16 protein-coding genes are annotated in these 20,358 nt (G+C 72.9%); 13 read left to right on the forward strand and 3 right to left on the reverse strand.

Annotated elements, in window-relative coordinates; all coding sequences use genetic code 11:
- Nucleotides 1–197 precede the first annotated feature (197 nt).
- Nucleotides 198–1,616: a sugar porter family MFS transporter gene (locus tag ABTY62_RS36745; protein WP_352133741.1), complete on the forward strand. Its 1,419-nt coding sequence runs from the start codon at nt 198–200 to the stop codon at nt 1,614–1,616.
- Between the two features lie 45 nt (nt 1,617–1,661).
- On the opposite strand, the gene ABTY62_RS36750 is transcribed toward ABTY62_RS36745, so the two are convergent.
- Nucleotides 1,662–2,651, reverse strand: a complete 990-nt coding sequence (locus ABTY62_RS36750; RefSeq protein ID WP_352133742.1) for an LLM class flavin-dependent oxidoreductase — start codon at nt 2,649–2,651, stop codon at nt 1,662–1,664.
- 281 nt (nt 2,652–2,932) lie between these two features.
- Here ABTY62_RS36750 and ABTY62_RS36755 point away from each other — a divergent pair, with 281 nt between their 5' ends.
- From ABTY62_RS36755 to ftsY, 5 genes are all read left to right on the forward strand, one after another.
- Nucleotides 2,933–3,331, forward strand: coding sequence for a YqxI family protein (locus ABTY62_RS36755; RefSeq protein ID WP_352133743.1), 399 nt, complete (start codon nt 2,933–2,935; stop codon nt 3,329–3,331).
- 211 nt (nt 3,332–3,542) lie between these two features.
- Nucleotides 3,543–3,905, forward strand: coding sequence for a hypothetical protein (locus ABTY62_RS36760; RefSeq protein ID WP_352133744.1), 363 nt, complete (start codon nt 3,543–3,545; stop codon nt 3,903–3,905).
- Entirely contained in the window at nt 3,902–6,064 is a 2,163-nt protein-coding gene (locus tag ABTY62_RS36765) for a sensor histidine kinase (RefSeq protein WP_352133745.1), read from the forward strand. The genes ABTY62_RS36760 and ABTY62_RS36765 overlap by 4 nt, the downstream gene beginning before the upstream one ends.
- Complete coding sequence (locus tag ABTY62_RS36770) at nt 6,061–6,726, forward strand: response regulator (RefSeq protein ID WP_352133746.1); 666 nt, start codon at nt 6,061–6,063, stop codon at nt 6,724–6,726. Before ABTY62_RS36765 ends, ABTY62_RS36770 begins: the two co-directional genes overlap by 4 nt.
- A gap of 35 nt (nt 6,727–6,761) precedes the next feature.
- Entirely contained in the window at nt 6,762–7,979 is a 1,218-nt protein-coding gene (gene ftsY, locus ABTY62_RS36775) for a signal recognition particle-docking protein FtsY (RefSeq protein ID WP_352133747.1), read from the forward strand.
- Nucleotides 7,980–8,127: 148 nt separating this feature from the next.
- Here the strand turns inward: ftsY and ABTY62_RS36780 are convergent, their stop codons facing one another.
- Nucleotides 8,128–8,799: a bifunctional DNA primase/polymerase gene (locus ABTY62_RS36780; protein ID WP_352133748.1), complete on the reverse strand. Its 672-nt coding sequence runs from the start codon at nt 8,797–8,799 to the stop codon at nt 8,128–8,130.
- 429 nt (nt 8,800–9,228) lie between these two features.
- On the opposite strand from ABTY62_RS36780, the gene nsdA reads away from it, so the two are divergent.
- From nsdA to ffh, 5 genes are all read left to right on the forward strand, one after another.
- Nucleotides 9,229–10,728, forward strand: coding sequence for a transcriptional repressor NsdA (gene nsdA / locus ABTY62_RS36785; protein ID WP_352133807.1), 1,500 nt, complete (start codon nt 9,229–9,231; stop codon nt 10,726–10,728).
- A gap of 206 nt (nt 10,729–10,934) precedes the next feature.
- Complete coding sequence (locus tag ABTY62_RS36790; RefSeq protein ID WP_352133749.1) at nt 10,935–12,227, forward strand: ammonium transporter; 1,293 nt, start codon at nt 10,935–10,937, stop codon at nt 12,225–12,227.
- Nucleotides 12,224–12,562, forward strand: coding sequence for a P-II family nitrogen regulator (locus ABTY62_RS36795; protein ID WP_089510916.1), 339 nt, complete (start codon nt 12,224–12,226; stop codon nt 12,560–12,562). Before ABTY62_RS36790 ends, ABTY62_RS36795 begins: the two co-directional genes overlap by 4 nt.
- 46 nt (nt 12,563–12,608) lie before the next feature.
- Nucleotides 12,609–15,251, forward strand: a complete 2,643-nt coding sequence (locus ABTY62_RS36800; protein ID WP_352133750.1) for a [protein-PII] uridylyltransferase — start codon at nt 12,609–12,611, stop codon at nt 15,249–15,251.
- 181 nt (nt 15,252–15,432) lie between these two features.
- Nucleotides 15,433–16,983 (forward strand): signal recognition particle protein, encoded by a 1,551-nt coding sequence (ffh, locus tag ABTY62_RS36805; RefSeq protein WP_352133751.1) that lies wholly within the window; start codon nt 15,433–15,435, stop codon nt 16,981–16,983.
- A gap of 42 nt (nt 16,984–17,025) precedes the next feature.
- Here ffh and ABTY62_RS36810 read toward each other — a convergent pair whose 3' ends face one another.
- Nucleotides 17,026–17,865 (reverse strand): methyltransferase domain-containing protein, encoded by an 840-nt coding sequence (locus ABTY62_RS36810; protein ID WP_352133752.1) that lies wholly within the window; start codon nt 17,863–17,865, stop codon nt 17,026–17,028.
- Between the two features lie 294 nt (nt 17,866–18,159).
- On the opposite strand from ABTY62_RS36810, the gene proS reads away from it, so the two are divergent.
- Nucleotides 18,160–19,575, forward strand: coding sequence for a proline--tRNA ligase (proS, locus tag ABTY62_RS36815; protein ID WP_352133753.1), 1,416 nt, complete (start codon nt 18,160–18,162; stop codon nt 19,573–19,575).
- 183 nt (nt 19,576–19,758) lie between these two features.
- Nucleotides 19,759–20,352, forward strand: a complete 594-nt coding sequence (locus tag ABTY62_RS36820; protein WP_311727797.1) for a hypothetical protein — start codon at nt 19,759–19,761, stop codon at nt 20,350–20,352.
- Nucleotides 20,353–20,358 lie beyond the last annotated feature (6 nt).

Here is a 20,358-nt window from a genome sequence, read left to right on the forward strand (position 1 = left end):
GATCAAGGATGTCCAATCTGCCCGTGAAGGCGGCCCCGTGACTCCTTCGTCACACCCTATTGACTTCGGAACTTGAAGGCATAGTCTCGGCAACGTTGTTTTTACCTTCAAGTGGTGGCCCGACCCCACGGCCAAGCCCCGCTGGAAGGCCGCCCCCCACGTCCGGCGGTGCTGCCGGACGGCCACAGGAGTACACGTTGACCACCACCGTGCAGGCACCGGGGTCCGAGGGTCGCAGTGCCCAGCCGGCCCCCCTTGGCCGTGTCATCTTCATCACCGCCGCCGCCGCGATGGGCGGCTTTCTCTTCGGCTACGACAGCTCGGTGATCAACGGAGCGGTCGAGGCCATCCGTGGCCGCTACGACATCGGCTCCGCCGCTCTGGCCCAGGTCGTCGCCATCGCCCTGATCGGCTCGGCCATCGGCGCGGCCATCGCCGGCCGGATCGCCGACCGCATCGGCCGCATCCGCGTCATGCAGATCGCCGCCGTGCTGTTCACGGTCAGCGCGGTCGGCTCGGCCCTTCCGTTCGCCCTGTGGGACCTGGCCGTCTGGCGGGTGCTCGGCGGCATCGGCATCGGCATGGCCTCCGTGATCGGCCCGGCCTACATAGCCGAGGTCGCCCCGCCCGCGTACCGGGGCCGTCTGGCCTCCTTCCAGCAGGCCGCGATCGTCGTCGGCATCGCCCTGTCCCAGCTCGTCAACTGGGGCATCCTCCACCTCGCCGACGGCGACCAGCGCGGCAAGATCGGCGGCATCGAGGCCTGGCAGTGGATGCTCGGCGTGATGGTCGTCCCGGCCGTGGTCTACGGCCTGCTGTCCTTCGCCATCCCCGAGTCGCCCCGCTTCCTGATCTCCGCCGGCAAGAGCGACCGCGCCAAGGAGGTCCTGGCCCAGGTCGAGGGCGAGGGCGGCCATCTCGACGCGCGCGTCGCCCAGATCGAGCAGGCCATGCGCAGCGAGCACAAGTCCACCTTCAAGGACCTGCTCGGCGGCCGGTTCGGGCTGCTGCCGGTGGTCTGGATCGGTATCGGTCTCTCGGTCTTCCAGCAGCTCGTCGGCATCAACGTGGCGTTCTACTACTCCTCGACGCTGTGGCAGTCGGTGGGCGTCGACCCGAGCGGCTCGTTCTTCTACTCCTTCACCACGTCGATCATCAACATCATCGGCACCGTCATCGCGATGATCTTCGTCGACAAGATCGGCCGCAAGCCGCTCGCGCTGATCGGCTCGGCCGGTATGGCGGTCTCGCTGGGGCTGGTGGCCTGGGCCTTCTCGGCGCACCTCGTCGACGGCAAGCTGCCGCACGCCCAGGGCGTCCTGGCCCTGATCGCCGCGCACGGCTTCGTCCTCTTCTTCGCCCTCTCCTGGGGCGTGGTGGTCTGGGTGCTGCTCGGCGAGATGTTCCCGAACAAGATCCGCGCCGCCGCGCTGGGCGTCGCCGCCTCCGCGCAGTGGATCGCCAACTGGGCCATCACCGCCAGCTTCCCCAGCCTGTCCGACTGGAACCTGTCGGCGACCTACATCATGTACACCGTCTTCGCCGTGCTCTCGATCCCCTTCATCCTCAAGTGGGTGCCGGAGACCAAGGGCAAGGCGTTGGAGGAGATGGGCTGACCCCCCGCCGGCCCGCTCCTCGTTCTTCGAGGGTTCTGCCCCGCCTCATCGTTTGAGGCGGGGCAGAACGCGTTCCGCGAACAGCCGCAGCGAGCGCCACCCCTCCTCCACGGGCATCCCGCCGCACAGCGGATGCAGCACCAGGCCCGCCGCCTCGCCGCCCTCCTCGGCCAGCGCCACGCACTCCTCGGGCGTGACGATGCGGTAGACGCCCTCGTCGCGCAGCGCCGCCAGATCCTCGGCCTCGGAACGGACCGCGGAGTGGACACCCCCGCCCGACTGCCAGGAGCCGTACGTCCGCGCCTCGTGCAGCAGATGCGGGCCGTACGCCGCCCAGGCCCGCTCCGGGTCCTCCGCGACATGCAGCAGCGAGGTCCGCGCGGTGGGCATCAGGCACCAGCCCGGCGTCCCGTACTCCGCGCGCCGGGCGTGGTAGTACGCCTCCAGCTCCGGCAGATGGGCGCTGGGGAAGAACGGCAGGCCCAGCCGGGCGGCGCGGCGCGCGGCGGCCTTGGAGCTGCCGCCGACCATCAGGGTCGGGTGCGGCTGGGTGTACGGGCGCGGGGTGACCCGCACGGTGCGGCCCCGGTACTCGAAGGGCTCGCCGGTCCAGGCCGCCAGCAGCGTCTCGAGCGCCTCGTCCTGGAGCGCGCCGCGCCGCTTCCACTCCCGGCCGAGCCCGGCGTACTCCTCGGGCCGGTAGCCGATGCCCGCCACCGTGACCAGCCGGCCGCCGCTCACCAGGTCGAGCACGGCGATGTCCTCGGCCAGCCGCAGCGGGTCGTAGAGCGGGGCGATCAGCGCGGAGACGGTGACCGCGATCCGCCGGGTCGAGCCCAGCACCGCGCCCGCGAAGGTCAGCGGGGAGGGCAGCCAGCCGTTGGCGGCGCCGTGGTGCTCCTCGGTCTGGATGGTGTCGATGCCCTGGTCGTCGGCGAACGCGGCCATATCGACGGCCGCCCGGTAGCGCCGGGACAGGGACTCGGGTGTGGCGTCGGGAGCGACGAGGTTGAGCCGTACGACCGTGACGGGCATGGCGGAGGTCCCCTTCGCGGTGGGCGGGCGAGCACGGTATCTGACGGACCGTCAAATAAACAGGGAGCGGCCCCTTCGGACGCGGCCCCTTGGGACGCCCGGGCAGGGGCGGGGCGGATGACTCATGCGCCTGGGACACAGGGCGGCTGACCGTAGGGGCAGGCCCGGCGAACCGGGCTTCGATTCCCGCCCTTGCGCGGACACAACCCGCCGCTCTGCGGACACAAGCCGCCGCCTTGCGGACACGACCCGCCGCCGTGCGGACACCAGAGGAGGGGCCCGTGACCATCACGACGGGAGATCCGGCCATCACCGGATCCGACATCGACGACCTGGTCATCCGGGTGCGGCAGGCCGCCGGTGACACCGCGGAACTCGAAGCCGCCAAGGTGTCGCTCTTCGGCACGGCCGGCGCCGCCCCGCCCGACGCCCAGCTCATCCGGCAGCGGCTGCTGACCGTCGCCCTGCACCACGGCGGCGACCTGCTGGCCAAACTGCTCACCCGGCTCGGACCGCGCGAGACCGCCGTGGTCCGCCGCTACGCCCACCGGCTCGGCCACTTCCTGGAGACCCTGGAGATCTGGTCCGCCAAGCCGATCATGCTCACGCTGATGCGGTTCGGGGTGCCCTACATCGAGGCCGAGTCGATCGCCGTCGCCATCCTGCTGATCGTCTGGTAGCGCGACCCCGGCGGGCTGGGGCACGGCGGACGGGGGCACGACGGACGGGGACACGGCGGGACGGAACGCGGGTACGGGTCAGTCACCGGTTCGAGTGGGCGCGGGCCCGGCCGCACTTCACCCGCCCCACCGCGGGTAGTGCTGGGACCGGGAGAACCGGAAGCCCGCCGAACCGCGGAAGCGGTGCACCGGAGCACGAGGAGGTTGTCAGATGACCCCATCCCGGACCCGCCAGACCCGCCGGACCCGCCGGACCTCTGTGATGACCGTGCTCGCCCTGCTCAGCGGCGCCGTCGTGGCGACCGCCCCGGCGGCGCCGGCCACCGCGGCGCAGGCCGCGGCGTGGCGCCAGGCCGGACATTTCGACACCACCAGCGCCTGTCGCAAGGCAGGCCGGAACGGGATGGACGCCCGCAAGTGGAGTGAGTACAAATGCCGCCGGGGCCACAGCGACCACTCCATCACGCTGTGGGTCAGGGGGCGGGGCACCAGCCACACCGCCGGACCGGCCCCGGCTCCGCCGGCGAGCCCGCCCTCGGCCACCGCCCCGGCCCGGGGTTCCGGGATGGGATGAGACGCGCGGTCCAGCCCAAGGACCGAGCCGTGCAGGCCGCCGCCGGGGTGTCGGCCCTGTTCGTGGTGGTCCTCGCGGGCTGGCTGGCCGGCCTGCTGCGGGTGAACGACCAATGGCCGGCCCCGTCCTACCCGCAGCCGCGCGGCACCGCCGTGCTGACCCGCGCGGCCGTGGGCGTCCCGGTCCTCGGCGTCGGGGTGCTGCTGCTGGCCGAGCGCTCCGCCCGCCGCTACGGCAGCGTCCTGCTGGTCGCCGGCGCGCTGTGGCTGCTGCCCTCGGCCGCCGCCGACCTGCTGGACCTGGCCGACCTGGGCTCGGCGGGCGCGGTGGCCCAGCTGCTGATCTCGGCCGCCGGGATCGCCTGCCGCCCGCTGACCGTCCTGCTGCTGCCGCTGTGGCTGTTCCCGCGCGGCTCGCAGCGCCGGTGGCAGTGGTGGGCGATGAGCGCCGGCGCCTCCGCCTACTGGCTGGGCTACGCCGCCCTCTGGCTGGTCAGCGAGCCGCTGGCCGGCTCGGTCCCCAACCCCGTCTTCGGCACCGCCTGGGGCCAGTGGGCCTTCGACCACCTCGACACCTACTCCACGGCGGAGGAGTGGGTGCTGCGCGCCGTGGCCACCGCGGTCACCTGCGCGCTGTGCTGCCGCGCCGCCGTCGCCCACGGCGCGGAGCGGCGCAACTGGGCGCTGCTGGCCGCCGCCTACCCGGCCTGTGTCTTCCTGCTGCTCGCGGAGTGGACCGAGGGCATGCCCACCATCGTGGCGCGCACCCTCGGCAGCGCCGTCTGGGCGGCCGCGATCTGCCTGGGCGTCGCACGCACCGGCATATGGCGGCTGGACCGCGTCACCAGCCACCGCCTCGCCCGCGCCTTCGTCCTCACCTCCCTCGCGGCCGTCGTCGTCTGCGCGGTCGTCGCCGTCCAGGCCGGACTGCCCTCCCTGCGCGGCGGGACGATCAGCACCGCCGTCGGCTGCGCGCTGCTGCTCGGCTGGGCCCTGCGGCCGACCGTGCGCTGGCTGACCCTGCGCGTCGAGCGCGCCTTCTACGGGCCGCGCGCCCGCCCGCACGAGGCCGCCAGCGCCCTGGCCGTACGCCTCCAGCAGGCGCCCCACCCCGGCGAGGTGCCCCAGCAGATCTGCCGCAGCGCCGTCGAGGACCTCGGCGTCTCCGGCGCCGCCGTCAGCGTCGACACCCGCGCAGGACCCCGGCGGCTGGCCGCCGCCGGGGCGCCGCTGACCGGCCCGGTCCAGGCGTTCGTGCTGCGCCACCACGGCCGTACGGTCGGCCGCCTCGAAGTCGCCCGGGACGGCTTCGGCACCCCCGCGGGGCGCGACAGCGGCCTGCTCTCCCTCCTCGCCGACCAGGCCGCCCCGGCGCTCGCCGCGCTGCGCCTGGCCGAGGAGGCCCAGGCCGCCCGCGAGCGGCTGGTGCTCGCCCGCGAAGAGGAACGCCGCCGGCTGCGGCGCGAGATCCACGACGGCCTCGGCCCCCAGCTCGCCGCCGTACGGCTGCGCCTGGACATCGCCCAGACCACCTGCCCGCCCGGACACCCGGCCCGCCACCAGCTGCGCGAGGCCGCCGAGACCCTCGCCGAGGCCCTGGTCGAGGTGCGGCGGATCACCTCGGGGCTGGCCCCCGCCGCCCTGGCCGAGCGCGGCCTGGCCAAGGCGGTACGGGACCTGGCGCGGCGGCTGGGCGGCGCCGGGCCCCGGGTGACGGTGGCCACCCGCCCGACCGCGCTGCCGCCGCTGTCACCCGGCGTGGAGACGGCCGCCTACCGGATCGCGGCCGAGTCGCTGACCAACGCGGTGCGGCACGCGCGGGCCCGGCAGGTCCGGATCGAGCTCACCGCGGGCCCCGACACGCTCGAGGTCAAGGTCACCGACGACGGGAGCGGGCTGCGGCGCGGCGCCGTGCCCGGCGTGGGGCTGGCCTCCGTGGCGGAGCGGGCCGAGGAGATCGGCGGCTCCTGCTCGGTGACCGGGTCCGCGACGGGCACGGTGGTGCACGCGATCCTGCCGCTCGCCGGGCCGGGGGAGGCCGACCCGCCCGCCGGGGAGAGCGCCGGCCATGACGGCGCCGGCCATGAAGCGGCCGTTCACGCCGTACCCGAAGAACACGGCCACGGCCGCGACCACGGAGAGGAGGTGCCGGGCCGGTGACGGCGGCGGGAGGGCCGCAGTGGCGCGTACTGCTCGTGGACGACCATCCGCTGTTCCGCGAGGGCCTGGCGGCCGCGGTCAACCTGGACGAGGCGTTCGCCGTGGTCGGCCAGGCCGCGTCCGCGGAGGAGGCGGTCACCGAGGCCGCGCGCACCGAGCCCGACCTGGTGGTCATGGACCTCGGGCTGCCCGGCCGGTCCGGCACGGAGGCCACCCGGCGGATCCTGTGCGCCCACCCCGAGGCCCGGGTGGTCGTCATGACCATGTCCGAGGACGACGACAGCCTGCTCGCGGCCATGCGCGCCGGCGCCCGCGGGTATCTCCTCAAGGGCGCGGGCCGGGACGAGATCCTGCGCGCCCTGCACACCGTGGCGCGCGGCGGCGCGGTCTTCAGCCCGCGCATGGCCGAGCGGCTCGGCTCCCTGCTCGGCTCCTTCGGCACCGCCTCGGCCAAGGAGGCGTTCCCCACCCTCACCGCCCGCGAGCGCGAGGTCCTGGAGCTGCTGGCGGTCGGGCTCGGCTACCGACAGATCGCCCAGCGGCTGGTGGTCACGGACAAGACCGTGCGCAATCACGTCGGGTCCATTTTCGCCAAGCTTCAGGTCCGCGACCGCGCCCAGGCGATCGTCCGGGCCCGTGAGGCCGGGCTCGGAGGTGAATGACGCCCCGCACCGCGTTGGCTGATACTGGGTGCGTTATGGAACAAGTCATCCTTGCTGTAGTCATCGCTGTGATCGCGCTCGCCGCGGTCAGCGGGCTCGTGATCGGCAGCCGCAAGAAGAAGCGGCTGCCCCCGGCCCCGCCGAGCAGCCCGTCGGTCACCGCGCCGCCCGCCGAGCCGCAGGTCGGCGAGGAGGCGGAAACCACGCTCGAGGAACCGCGCAGATCCATCGAAGAGGTGGATCTCCCGGTCACCGAGGCACCGCCCGCACCCACCGTGCCCGCACAGCCGGCGGCGCCCGCGATCGAGGTGCCCGAACCCACCGCCGGCCGGCTGGTGCGGCTGCGGGCCCGGCTGTCCCGCTCCCAGACCACCCTGGGCAAGGGGCTGCTCACCCTGCTGTCCCGTGAGCACCTCGACGACGAGACCTGGGAGGAGATCGAGGACACCCTGCTGACCGCCGACGTCGGCGTCACACCGACGCAGGAGCTGGTGGAGCGGCTGCGCGAGCGGGTCAAGGTGCTCGGCACCCGCACCCCCGAGGACCTGCGCGGCCTGCTGCGCACGGAGCTGCTCCAGCTGATCGGCACCGAGGCCGACCGCACCGTGCACACCGAGAGCGGCGTGGGCGCGAACGGCGAGGAGAAGCCGGGCGTGGTCATGGTCGTCGGGGTCAACGGCACCGGTAAGACCACCACCACCGGCAAGCTCGCGCGGGTCCTGGTCGCCGACGGCAAGTCGGTGGTCCTGGGCGCGGCCGACACCTTCCGCGCGGCGGCCGCCGATCAGCTCCAGACCTGGGGCGAGCGGGTCGGCGCCCGCACCGTCCGGGGCCCCGAGGGCGGCGACCCGGCCTCGGTCGCCTTCGACGCGGTCAAGGAGGGCATCGCCGAGGCCGCGGACGTCGTGCTCGTCGACACCGCCGGCCGGCTGCACACCAAGACCGGCCTGATGGACGAACTGGGCAAGGTCAAGCGGGTCGTGGAGAAGCACGGCGCGGTGGACGAGGTGCTGCTGGTGCTGGACGCCACCACCGGGCAGAACGGCCTGGTGCAGGCGCGGGTCTTCGCGGAGGTCGTGGACATCACCGGCATCGTGCTCACCAAGCTGGACGGCACCGCCAAGGGCGGCATCGTGGTGGCGGTGCAGCGCGAGCTGGGCGTGCCGGTGAAGCTGGTGGGCCTGGGAGAGGGCGCGGACGACCTCGCGCCGTTCGAGCCGGAGGCCTTCGTCGACGCGCTGATCGGCGACTGACCGCCCGCTTACACCCCCCATCCGCCCCTTATCCGCCCCCACGCGCTTCAGGCGCCCTGAGACCTTCCCAGGGCGCCTGAAGCGTTTTGTGTTTTCGGGGACGGCACCGCAGGAGCGTTTCCGCCGGTATGGCTCCAGGAGGGGCCGATCAGCCGCCCGCGCGATGGGCGGCGTACGCCAGCGTGCCCAGCAGCAGCCGCGCGTGCGGCGGCCGGCCCGCCTCGTCCAGCACGGGCGGGCGCAGCCAGCGGACCGGGCCGAGCCCGCCGAGGTCGCTGGGCGGGGCCGTGATGTGGTCGCCGGGCCCCAGACAGCGCAGGTCAAGACCGGCGTCGTCCCAGCCCATGCGGTAGAGCAGCTGCGGCAGCTGCTCGGCGGCGCCGGGGGCGACGAAGAACTGGGCGCGGCCGTGCGGCGTGGCGGTCACCGGGCCGAGCGGCAGTCCCATGCGCTCCAGCCGGACCAGCGCGAGCCGCCCCGCCTGCTCGGCGACCTCCAGCACGTCGAACGAGGTGCCCACGGGCAGCAGCACCGCGGCCCCCGGGACCTGCTCCCAGGCCGCCGTGGCGTCGTCCAGGGTGGCGCCCGCCGGGACGGCGGAGGCGAAGGCGAGAGGGTGCTCGCCGGGGGCGGCGCAGTCGGCCGCGCCGCATGAACATTCGTTTCTGCTGCCGTTCGCGCCGCGGGCCGCGCGGGCGCCCGGCACCACGTCCCACCCCCACAGGCCGGTGTACTCCGCCACCGTCGTGCACTCGGACGTACGGCCGCGGCGCCGCGCGCCCGGCCGCATGTCCCGGATGCCGCCGATCGTGAAGTCCATGCCCCCTCCAACGGGTCGACCTGTCGATGGTTACGAATCGAATGACGAAGAGAAGCGGCTCCGTGGCGCTCCGTAGCCGGAGGCGGCGCCACCGGTGCTGCTGCGGCTGCGGTGCGGTGGTGTGGCGGTGGTGTGGCGGTGCGAGAGGTGGTGAGACGCTGTGCGCGCGCCCCGGTGTGCACCCTTCCACCTGTTTCCGGATGCCCGGTGTCAAGTGAATCGCGTGAATCGCCGGTGGCGTTCATTCGAAGGGGTGGCGAATGGTGGCGTTTCAGCGAACTTCCTCGCCGGAGGCGTGATCGTAAGATTACTTTCAGTGCATGACCCCCCGTCTCCGGTGATTGATGCGGCGGATCGCGGGGACAACCGACCGTGACAGAAGGCATTCTGGTCGCGGTGCGAGCGGAATCGTGGGATGGGGGCATTCCAGTGGGCGACAACGGCGGCGGTGCTGACAAGCGTCCCAACGCGCAGTTGGGTTCGTGGTTCGTGCGCAGCGGCTGGTCGAAAGGCGAGCTCGCGCGCCAAGTGAACCGCAGAGCACGCCAGTTGGGCGCCCACCACATCAGCACCGACACCTCGCGGGTGCGCCGCTGGCTCGACGGCGAGCAGCCGCGCGAGCCCATTCCGCAAATCCTCTCCGAGCTGTTCTCCGACCGCTTCGGCTGCGTGGTCGGAATCGAGGACCTCGGGCTGCGCACCGCCCATAGGTCACCGTCCGTGTCAGGCGTCGACCTGCCCTGGGCCGGCCCGGAGACCGTCGCGCTGATCGGCGAGTTCTCGCGCAGCGACCTGATGCTCGCCCGGCGCGGCTTCCTCGGCACCTCCCTCGCGCTGTCGGCGGGCCCCGCCCTGATCGAGCCCATGCAGCGCTGGCTGGTGCCCTCCCCCTCCGGGCGGCCCGGCGGCCGCACCCAGCCCGAGGCGGGCCGCTCCCGGCGGGTCTCCCGGCTCTCCGAGCCCGAGCTGGAGCTGCTGGAGTCCACCATCGTGATGTTCCGGAAGTGGGACGCCCAGTGCGGCGGCGGGCTGCGCCGCAAGGCGGTGGTGGGCCAGCTCCACGAGGTGACGGACCTGCTTCAGGAGCCGCACCCCGAGTCCGTCTCCAAGCGGCTCTTCAAGGTCGCGGGCGAACTGGCCGAGCTCGCCGGGTGGATGAGCTACGACATCGGGCTCCAGCCCACCGCCCAGAAGTACTTCGTCCTCGCCCTCCACGCGGCGAAGGAGTCCGGGGACCGGCCCCTGGGCTCGTACATCCTCTCCAGCATGAGCCGCCAGATGATCCATGTGGGGCGGCCGGAGGACGCGCTGGAGCTGGTCCACCTCGCCCAGTACGGCAGCCGGGAGAGCGCGACGCCGCGGACCCAGGCCATGCTGTATGCGATGGAGGCCCGCGCGTACGCCAATATGGGCCAGCCCAGCAAGTGCCACCGGGCCGTGAAGATGGCCGAGGACACCTTCGCCGAGAGCGCCTCGGGCGACGGGGACCCGGACTGGATCCGCTTCTTCTCCGAGGCCGAGCTCAACGCGGAGAACGCGCACTCGTACCGCGACCTCGCCTATGTCGCCGGCCGCAGCCCGACCTACGCCAAGCTGGCCGACCCCGTGATGCGCCGCGCGGTCGACCTCTTCGGCCAGGAGGCGGCCCAGGACGGCGGGCACCAGCGTTCGTATGCGCTCAACCTGATCGGCCTGGCCACCGTCCACCTGCTCCAGAAGGAGCCCGAGGAATGCGCGGCGGTCGCCGAGAAGGCCGTGCCGCTCGCCCGCCGGGTGCGCTCCGAGCGGGTCAGCAACCGGCTGCGCAAGACCGTGGACACGGCGATGCGCGACTTCGGAAGCGTTCCGGAGGTCGTTCAGCTCGGCGAGCGGCTCGCCGACCACCTGTCCGACGGGCCCGACGCGACGGAGGCGGCCCGGGCCGTCTGAGCCCCCCACCCATGGTTGCGAGACGGTAACAAGGCCCTCCGGCCGTCCAGTGCCAGTTCATCAGTGCGTAACACTCCCGCGCCCTTCGTCACTGCCGTGAAACATCGAGCGGCATCGACTGAAACGGCGCTGCGCCAACCTCGTGGCGAAAACCGGCCCACCTGAGTTCTGCCCGCACGGGCCGTCATTTCGAGGAGACGTCCACATTGAATGGCGCAAATACCGCGTTCGTATTGATCAGCGCCGCGCTCGTGATGCTGATGACCCCCGGCCTGGCCTTCTTCTACGGCGGCATGGTCCGGGTGAAGAGCGCCCTCAACATGCTGATGATGTCCTTCATCGCCCTGGGCGTCGTCAGCCTCCTGTGGGTGCTGTTCGGCTACTCCCTCACCTTCGGTGACGACATCGGCGGCGGGCTGCTGGGCAACCTGGACCACGTCGGCTTCAAGGGCATCAATCCCGAGTCGCTGTGGGGCAGCAAGCCCGACGCGATCCCGGTATTCGCCTTCGCCTTCTTCCAGCTGATGTTCGCGGTCCTCACCCCCGCGCTGATCAGCGGTGCGGTCGCCGACCGGGTCAAGTTCGGCGCCTGGACCCTGTTCATCACCGTGTGGGTCACCATCGTCTACTTCCCGGTCGCCCACTGGGTCTGGCAGGCCGACGGCTGGCTGTTCAAGAAGGAAGTCATCGACTTCGCGGGCGGCACGGCGGTCCACATCAACGCGGGCGCGGCCGGTCTCGCCGTGGCCCTGGTCCTCGGCAAGCGCATCGGCTTCAAGAAGGACCCGATGCGGCCGCACAACCTGCCCCTGGTGATGCTGGGCTCCGGTCTGCTGTGGTTCGGCTGGTTTGGCTTCAACGCCGGTTCCGCGCTCGCCGCCAACGGCACCGCCGCCAACATGGCGTTCAACACCCAGATCGCCACCGGCGTCGCGATGCTCGGCTGGCTCGTCTACGAGCGCATCCGGCACGGCGCCTTCACCACGCTGGGCGCGGCCTCCGGCGCCGTCGCGGGCCTCGTCGCCATCACCCCCTCCGGCGCGGCCGTCAACGCCTGGGGCGCGATCATCATCGGCCTCGTCGCGGGCGTCGTCTGCTCCTGGGCGGTCAGCCTGAAGTACAAGCTGGGCTACGACGACTCGCTCGACGTGGTCGGCGTGCACCTGGTCGGCGGCATCCTGGGCACCCTCCTGGTCGGCCTCCTCGCCACCGACGGCGTCGGCGGCCTGGACCAGCTGGGCAAGCAGGCGCTCGGCGCCTTCACGGTCCTGATCTACTCGTTCGTCGTCTCCTGGATCCTCGCCAAGGCGATCGACGTCACCATCGGCCTGCGGGCCACTGAGGACGAAGAGGTCGGCGGCCTCGACCAGGCCTACCACGCCGAGACGGCCTACGACTTCAGCGCCGTCGGAACCGCGCACGTGGCGCGTCATACGGTGGCCTCCCTCCAGGACGAGACCGGCGCGGGTGCGCCGCAGAACAAGAAGGTGGACGCGTGAAGCTCATCACCGCGGTCGTCAAGCCCCACCGGCTGGACGAGATCAAGGAAGCCCTCCAGGCCTTCGGGGTCCACGGCCTGACCGTCACCGAGGCCAGCGGTTACGGCCGCCAGCGCGGCCACACCGAGGTCTACCGGGGTGCCGAGTACACCGTCGACCTGGTGCCCAAGGTCCGCATCGAGGTGCTGGTCGAGGACGACGACGCCGACGACCTCATCGAGGTCGTGGTCAAGTCGGCCCGCACCGGCAAGATCGGGGACGGCAAGGTGTGGAGCGTCCCCGTCGACACCGCGGTGCGGGTACGGACCGGCGAGCGCGGCCCCGACGCGCTCTGAGCCACCCCACGGTCCGGACGCCCTTCCCTGTGATCAAGGAGCCGAGTTGACGGAAAACGTCGAGACGAAGACGGAGACGACCGACTCGGCGCCCGGCGGCTACGCGGCGGCCCGACTGCGACTCCTCCAGGAGGAGTCGCGGTCCGGGCCGCCGCGCCGTACCGCCCTCGCCGAACTCACCGACCAGTGGCTGGCCGCGCTGCTGGCCGGCGGGGCACAGGAGGCCGGCCTCGCGAAGGGCGCCCAGGGCTCCCCGGGCGCCGAGGGCATCCAGGGCGTCGCTCTGGTGGCGGTCGGCGGATACGGGCGCGGCGAGCTGTCCCCGCGCAGCGACCTGGACGTGCTGCTGCTCCACGACGGCTCCGCGGACGCCTCGGCCATCGCCACGCTCGCGGACCGCGTCTGGTACCCGGTGTGGGACATGGGTCTGGCCCTCGACCACTCCGTACGCACCCCCGACCAGGCCCGCAAGACCGCGGGCGAGGACCTGAAGGCACACCTCGGCCTGCTGGACGCCCGGCACATCGCGGGCGACGCCGCGCTCACCGCGGGGCTGCGCACCGCGGCGCTCGCCGACTGGCGGGCCCAGGCCCCGAAGCGCCTGCCCGAGCTGCGCGAACTGGGCCAGGAGCGCGCCCGGCGCCACGGCGAGCTCCAGTTCCTGCTGGAGCCGGACCTCAAGGAGGCGCGCGGCGGGCTGCGCGACGCGACGGCGCTGCGCGCCATCGCCGCGTCCTGGCTCGCCGACGCCCCGCGCGAGGGCCTCGCCGAGGCCCGCCGGCAGCTGCTCGACGCGCGCGACGCGCTGCACCTGACCACCGGGCGGGCCACCGACCGGCTCGCGCTCCAGGAGCAGGACCAGGTCGCGGCCGAGCTCGGCCTGCTGGACGCCGACACGCTGCTGCGCCAGGTGTACGAGTCGGCCCGGACCATCTCCTACGCGAGCGATGTCACCTGGCGCGAGGTCGAGCGGGTGCTGCGCGCCCGGTCCTCCCGGCCGCGGCTGCGCGGGCTCCTCGGCGGCCGAGGGCGGGGCGGCTCCGGGGCCGCCGCCGCGGACGCGGGGGAGCGCAGCCCGCTCGCCGAGGGCGTCGTCGAGCAGGACGGCGAGGTGGTGCTGGCGCGCGCCGCGCGCCCCGAGCGCGACCCGGTCCTGCCGCTGCGGGCCGCGGCCGCCGCCGCCCAGGCCGGGCTGCCGCTGTCGCTGCACGCCGTACGCCGCCTGGCCGCCGCCGCGCAGCCCCTGCCCGTACCGTGGCCGCCCGAGGCCAGGGAACAGCTGGTCACGCTGCTCGGCGCCGGTGAGTCCACCGTCGGGGTCTGGGAGGACCTGGAGGCCGAGGGGCTGATCACCCGGCTGCTGCCGGACTGGGAGCGGGTGCGCTGCCGCCCCCAGCGCAACCCCGTGCACCGCTGGACCGTCGACCGCCACCTCGTCGAGACCGCGGTGCGGGCCAGCGCCCTGAGCCGCCGAGTCGGCCGCCCCGACCTGCTGCTGGTCGCCGCGCTGCTGCACGACATCGGCAAGGGCTGGCCCGGGGACCACTCGGTCGCGGGCGAGACCATCGCCCGGGACGTGGCGTCCCGGATCGGCTTCGACCGCGCCGACGTCGCCGTCCTGGCCACCCTGGTCCGCCACCACCTGCTGCTCATCGAGACCGCCACCCGCCGCGACCTGGACGACCCCGCCACCGTGCGCTCGGTCGCCGAGGCCGTCGGCTCCCAGGCCACGCTGGAGCTGCTGCACGCCCTCACCGAGGCCGACGCGCTCGCCACCGGCCCCGCGGCCTGGAGCGCCTGGCGCGGCTCGCTCGTCGCCGACCTGGTCAAGCGGGTCGCGGCGGTCCTGGCCGGGGAACCGGCGGCGGATCCGTCCGTGCCCCAGCAGACCACCGCCGAGCAGGAGCGTCTGGCGATCGAGGCCTGGCGCACCGGCGGCCCCGTGCTGGCCCTGCACGCGCGCTCGGAGGCGCTGCCGCCGGGGGGCCGGGCCGACGGCACCCCCGAGGCCGCCGGACAGGCCGGGGCGGGCGAGGGGCCCGGCCTGGAGGCCGGTGCGGAGACCGGCGCGGAGCCCATCGGCGTCGAGCTGCTGATCGCCGTCCCCGACCAGCCCGGCGTGCTGCCCGCGGCGGCGGGCGTGCTGGCGCTGCACCGGCTGACCGTACGGGCGGCGGACCTGCGCGCCGTCGAGCTGCCCGGGGAGCTGACCGGGGCGGAGCCTCGTCGGCCGGTATCCGCGCAGGGGCCCGGCGTGCTGCTGCTGAGCTGGCGGGTGGCCGCGGAGTACGGCTCGCTGCCGCAGGCCGCGCGGCTGCGCAAGGACCTGGTACGGGCCCTGGACGGCTCGCTCGACATAGTGGCCCGGCTCGCGGAGCGCGAGGCCGCGTACCGCAAATACCCGCGCCGCCGCGGTGTGCACGCCCCGCCACCGCGGGTGACCGTGGCGCCCGGCAGCTCCCAGCTCGCCACGGTGATCGAGGTGCGCGCCCAGGACGCCCCGGGGCTGCTGCACCGCATCGGCCGCGCGCTGGAGGACGCGGGGGTGACGGTGCGCAGCGCCCACGTCAGCACGCTGGGCGCCAACGCGGTGGACGCCTTCTACGTCACGGACGCCTCCGGCACCCCGCTCCAGCCCATGCGCGCGGCGGAGGTGGCCCAGCAGGTCGAGCGTGCGCTGAGCGCATAGCGCGCACTCCGGCCTGTCCGGGGCGGAGCCCTGGTTTCGGGAAGGGGCGGGGAGTGGCGGGGAGGGGCCAAGGCCCCGCGGAGCGCGGCACCGGCCCGGGGGCAGACCGTTCGGGCGGCGGGCGGATACCCTTGGAGGCCGACCGCCGACCCGACATCCGAGCGAAGGATTCGCGACCACCGTGTTCGATACCCTCTCCGACCGCCTCGCAGCGACTTTCAAGAACCTCCGGGGCAAGGGCCGCCTCTCCGAGGCGGACATCGACGCCACGGCGCGTGAAATCCGGATCGCCCTGCTCGAGGCGGACGTCGCGCTTCCCGTCGTGCGTGACTTCACCAAACAGGTCAAGGCGAGGGCGCTCGGCGCCGAGGTCTCCCAGGCGCTGAACCCCGCCCAGCAGGTCATCAAGATCGTCAACGAGGAGCTGGTCGGCATCCTCGGCGGCGAGACCCGCCGCCTCCGCTTCGCCAAGCAGCCGCCGACCGTGATCATGCTCGCGGGCCTTCAGGGTGCCGGTAAGACCACGCTCGCCGGAAAGCTCGGCCGCTGGCTGAAGGGGCAGGGCCACGCGCCGCTGCTGGTCGCGTGTGACCTCCAGCGCCCCAACGCCGTCAACCAGCTCTCGGTGGTCGCCGAGCGGGCCGGCGTCGCGGTCTACGCCCCCGAGCCGGGCAACGGCGTGGGCGACCCGGTGAAGGTGGCCAAGGACTCGATCGAGTTCGCCAGGACCAAGCAGCACGACGTGGTGATCGTCGACACCGCCGGCCGCCTCGGCATCGACCAGGAGCTGATGCAGCAGGCCGCGGACATCCGCGACGCGGTCAGCCCCGACGAGATCCTCTTCGTCGTCGACGCGATGATCGGCCAGGACGCGGTGAACACCGCCGAGGCGTTCCGCGACGGCGTCGGCTTCGACGGCGTGGTGCTCTCCAAGCTCGACGGCGACGCGCGCGGCGGTGCCGCGCTGTCCATCGCGCATGTCACCGGCCGTCAGATCATGTTCGCCTCCAACGGCGAGAAGCTGGACGACTTCGACGCGTTCCACCCGGACCGCATGGCGTCCCGCATCCTGGGCATGGGCGACATGCTCAGCCTGATCGAGAAGGCCGAGCAGACCTTCAGCCAGCAAGAGGCCGAGAAGATGGCGGCCAAGCTGGCGAAGGGCCCCAAGGAGTTCACCCTCGACGACTTCCTGTCGCAGATGGAGCAGGTCCGCAAGATGGGCTCCATCTCCAAGCTGCTCGGCATGCTGCCGGGCATGGGCCAGATCAAGGACCAGATCAACAACCTCGACGAGCGGGACGTGGACCGCACCGCCGCGATCATCAAGTCGATGACCCCGGGCGAGCGCCAGGACCCGACCATCATCAACGGCTCGCGCCGCGCCCGTATCGCGCGCGGCTCCGGCGTCGAGGTGAGCGCGGTCAAGAACCTGGTGGAGCGGTTCTTCGACGCGCGCAAGATGATGTCGAAGATGGCCCAGGGCGGGATGCCCGGCATGCCTGGCATCCCGGGCATGGGCGGTGGCGCCGCCAAGCGCAAGGGCAAGCCGCAGAAGAAGGTCAAGGGCAAGCAGCGCTCGGGCAACCCGATGAAGCGCAAGGCCGACGAGCAGGCCGCCGCGGCCCGTCGCGAGCAGGCGGGGCAGCCGGGCGGCGCGTTCGGCCTGCCCGCCGGCCAGGGCGGACAGGACTTCGAACTGCCCGACGAGTTCAAGAAGTTCATGGGCTGAGCGGGACGCGAGGGCCGGGCGGGCCGAGGGGCCCGCGGGCCTTCACACCCGCGCGATCAGATAGCGCAGCACGTTCTCCATCCACACCGTGCCGTCCTGGCGCCGGTACGGATGGAGCGCCTCGGTGATCTCCTTGCGCACCTGGACGGCGTCGGTGGCCCGCTCCGCCGCGTCGAACAGCCCGGTCGACAGCAGCCCGCGCACCGCGCTGTCCATGTCGGCGTATCCGAAAGGGCAGGCCACCCGGCCCGAACCGTTGGGCCGCAGCCCGGCCCGCTGGGCGAGGCGCTCCAGGTCGTCCCGGCCGCAGGGCCGCCAGCGGGCCGGGGAGCACATGGGGTCGGCCAGCCGCGCGCCCACCCGAAGCACCGCGGAGGTGGCGCACCGCTCCGGTGGGCCCCAGCCGGCCAGGACGACCGGGCTGCCGGGCTCGGCGAGGGCGGCAGCCGCGGTCAGCCGCTCGGCCAGGGCATCGGCGCCACCGTCCGTTCCGAGGGCCGACAGCGGCTCGAAGGCGGTGACCACGGTGAAGCCGCTCGCCGCCGTCGCCGTCACAGTCGCCGCCGTCAGGACGCTCTCCAGGCCGCCGTCGCCCAGCCGCTCGCGGGCGAGCGCCAGACGCTCTTCGTCCGGGTCCACCCCGCACACCGCGGCGCCGCGCGCCGCCGCCAGAAGGAGGGCCAGTCCCGAGCCGCAGCCCAGACCCAGCAGCCGGGTCCCGGCGCCCACCTCCAGCCGCTCGTACGCGGCCTCGTACAGCGGCACCAGCATCCGTTCCTGTATCTCCGCCCAGTCGCGGGCGCGGGTGCGCGGTGGCGCCGTGTGCGACGGGGCGGGGTGCGGGGGGTACGGGAGGTGTTGCCGTACGAGCGTAGATGCCATGGAATGCGCCCCAATCCGACGAGAGCAGAGCAGTGTCATGAGCCCAGGCTTGTGTCACCGTTGTGCGCCGCGCGATCCACCCCCGTAGGCCAGGGAACTGCGCATCCGTCCGCGCGTCCAGAGCTTTCGCGGCCATGCTTGCGTGCCCCGGTTGTGCGCCCCCCGGCGCGGGTCCTTGAAAACGAGCCCTTGGAACCGGGCCCTTGAACCTGGCCCCGAAAACGAGCCCTGAAAAAAGCGGCCCCCACCAAACAGATTCACGGTTGGGCGCGCCGTCGCCGTACGATCGGCGCCATGGCGAAGGCTCCCGTTCTCACCCCCCAGGCGGAGGATTTTCCGCGCTGGTACCAGGATCTGATCAACAAGGCCGAGCTGGCCGACAACGGCCCGGTGCGCGGCACCATGGTCATCCGACCGTACGGCTACGGGCTCTGGGAGCGGATGCAGCAGGACATGGACGCCCGGATCAAGGCCGAGGGCGTGCAGAACGCGTACTTCCCGCTCTTCATCCCGCAGTCGTATCTGACCAAGGAAGCGGAGCACGTCGAGGGTTTCGCGCCCGAGCTCGCCATCGTCACCCACGGCGGCGGCAAGAAGCTCGAGGAGCCCGTGGTCGTCCGGCCCACCTCCGAGACGATCATCAACGAGTACTTCTCGAAGTGGGTGCAGAGCTACCGCGATCTGCCGCTGCTGATCAACCAGTGGGCCAATGTGGTGCGTTGGGAGCTGCGGCCGCGGCTGTTCCTGCGCACCTCCGAGTTCCTGTGGCAGGAGGGGCACACCGCCCACGCCACGTTCGAGGACGCACGCGACTTCGCCGCCCGTATCCACCGGCACGTCTACGCGGACTTCATGGAGAACGTGCTGGCCATGGATGTCGTCCTGGGCCGCAAGACGGCCAAGGAGCGCTTCGCGGGCGCCATCAACACCCTCACCCTGGAAGGGATGATGGGCGACGGCAAGGCGCTCCAGCTGGGTACCAGCCATGAGCTGGGCCAGAACTTCGCGCGGGCCTTCAACACCCAGTTCCTGTCCAGGGAAGGCAAGCAGGAGCTGGTCTGGCAGACCTCCTGGGGCAGCACCACCCGCATGATCGGCGCGCTGGTGATGATGCACGGCGACGACAGCGGGCTGCGCGTTCCGCCGCGGCTGGCTCCCGTCCAGGTCGTCGTGCTGGCCATCAAGGGCGACGAGGCGGTGCTGGCCAAGGTCCGCGAGATCGGCGACCGGCTGGCGGCGGCCGGGGTGCGGGTCCGGGTCGACGACCGTACGGACACCCCGTTCGGCCGCCGCGCCGTGGACTGGGAGCTCAAGGGCGTCCCGGTGCGGGTCGAGGTCGGCCCGCGCGACCTGGAGGGCGGCACCGCGATGGTGGCGCGGCGGATTCCGGGCGGCAAGGAGCCGGTGAGCCTGGACGCGCTGCCGGATCTGCTGCCGAAGGTCCTGGAGGAGGACCAGGCGCTGCTGCTGCGCCAGGCGCGGAAGCGGCGCGAGTCCCGGACCGTGGACGTGCGGACCGTGGAGGAGGCCGCCGAGGCCGCGGCGGCGGGCGGCTGGGCGCGGATCCGGTGGGCGGACCTCGGCCCGGAGGGGGAGGCGGCCCTCGCCGAGCAGGCCGTGTCCGTGCGGTGCCTGGTGGCCGAGGACGGGTCGGTGCCGGACGCGGATGATGCGCCCGGTAACGTCGCCTTTGTCGCGCGCGCTTACTGAGTAGGGCCCGGGGCGAGCGGGCGGGGCGTTACGTACCGCCTTGGTGCGCGGTGGGTGGCTCATCCACACATTTGCGCACCCGCCCTCCTCGGGGCGCATCAGCGCTGAACTGACTGGTACGTGCAAAATATTTGCGATGCCCCGGAATCGGAACACCGGGCGCTCCCCGGTCGTTATCACGACGTGAGCACGACACCACCTGTACTCGCCGCAGAGCTGGCGCAGGCGTGGGCCGATATTCAACGGCACCACCCCGAGCTGCCGGATCTCGCCGCGCCCGAATCGCTGATCGGAGAGTCGTCGTCCGCATGTGGCGCCGAGCTCTCCTTCGAACGGCTGCTGCACGAGGCAGTCCATGGCATTGCCGCGGCGCGAGGTGTCCGTGACACCTCGCGCGCCGGCCGCTATCACAACCGCCGATTCCTGGCCATCGCCGAGGAGCTGGGGCTGGACCATTCCGATGAGCCGCATCCGAGCAGCGGCTTCTCCCTGGTCACGCTCAGTCCCGAGGCGAGAAGGCGCTATCGGACGACCATCGACCGGCTTCAGCGCGCCCTCAAGGCGCACACCGTCGCGACCGCCGCCGACACCACCCGCACCTTCCGCGGGCCGGCCGCCCGGCATGGTTCGTCCGGCGGTGGGGTCCGTGTGAAGGCGGTCTGCGACTGCGGGCGCAATGTCCGCGTCGTGCCGTCGGTGCTGGCCCAGGCGCCGATCATGTGCGGGGGGTGCGGAAAGCCGTTCCGTATCCCGGAGCCGGTGGCCGCGGTCGGGTGAGCCGGT

The sequence above is a fragment of the Streptomyces sp. NPDC097640 genome (genome assembly GCF_040302705.1).
Taxonomy (GTDB): domain Bacteria; phylum Actinomycetota; class Actinomycetes; order Streptomycetales; family Streptomycetaceae; genus Streptomyces.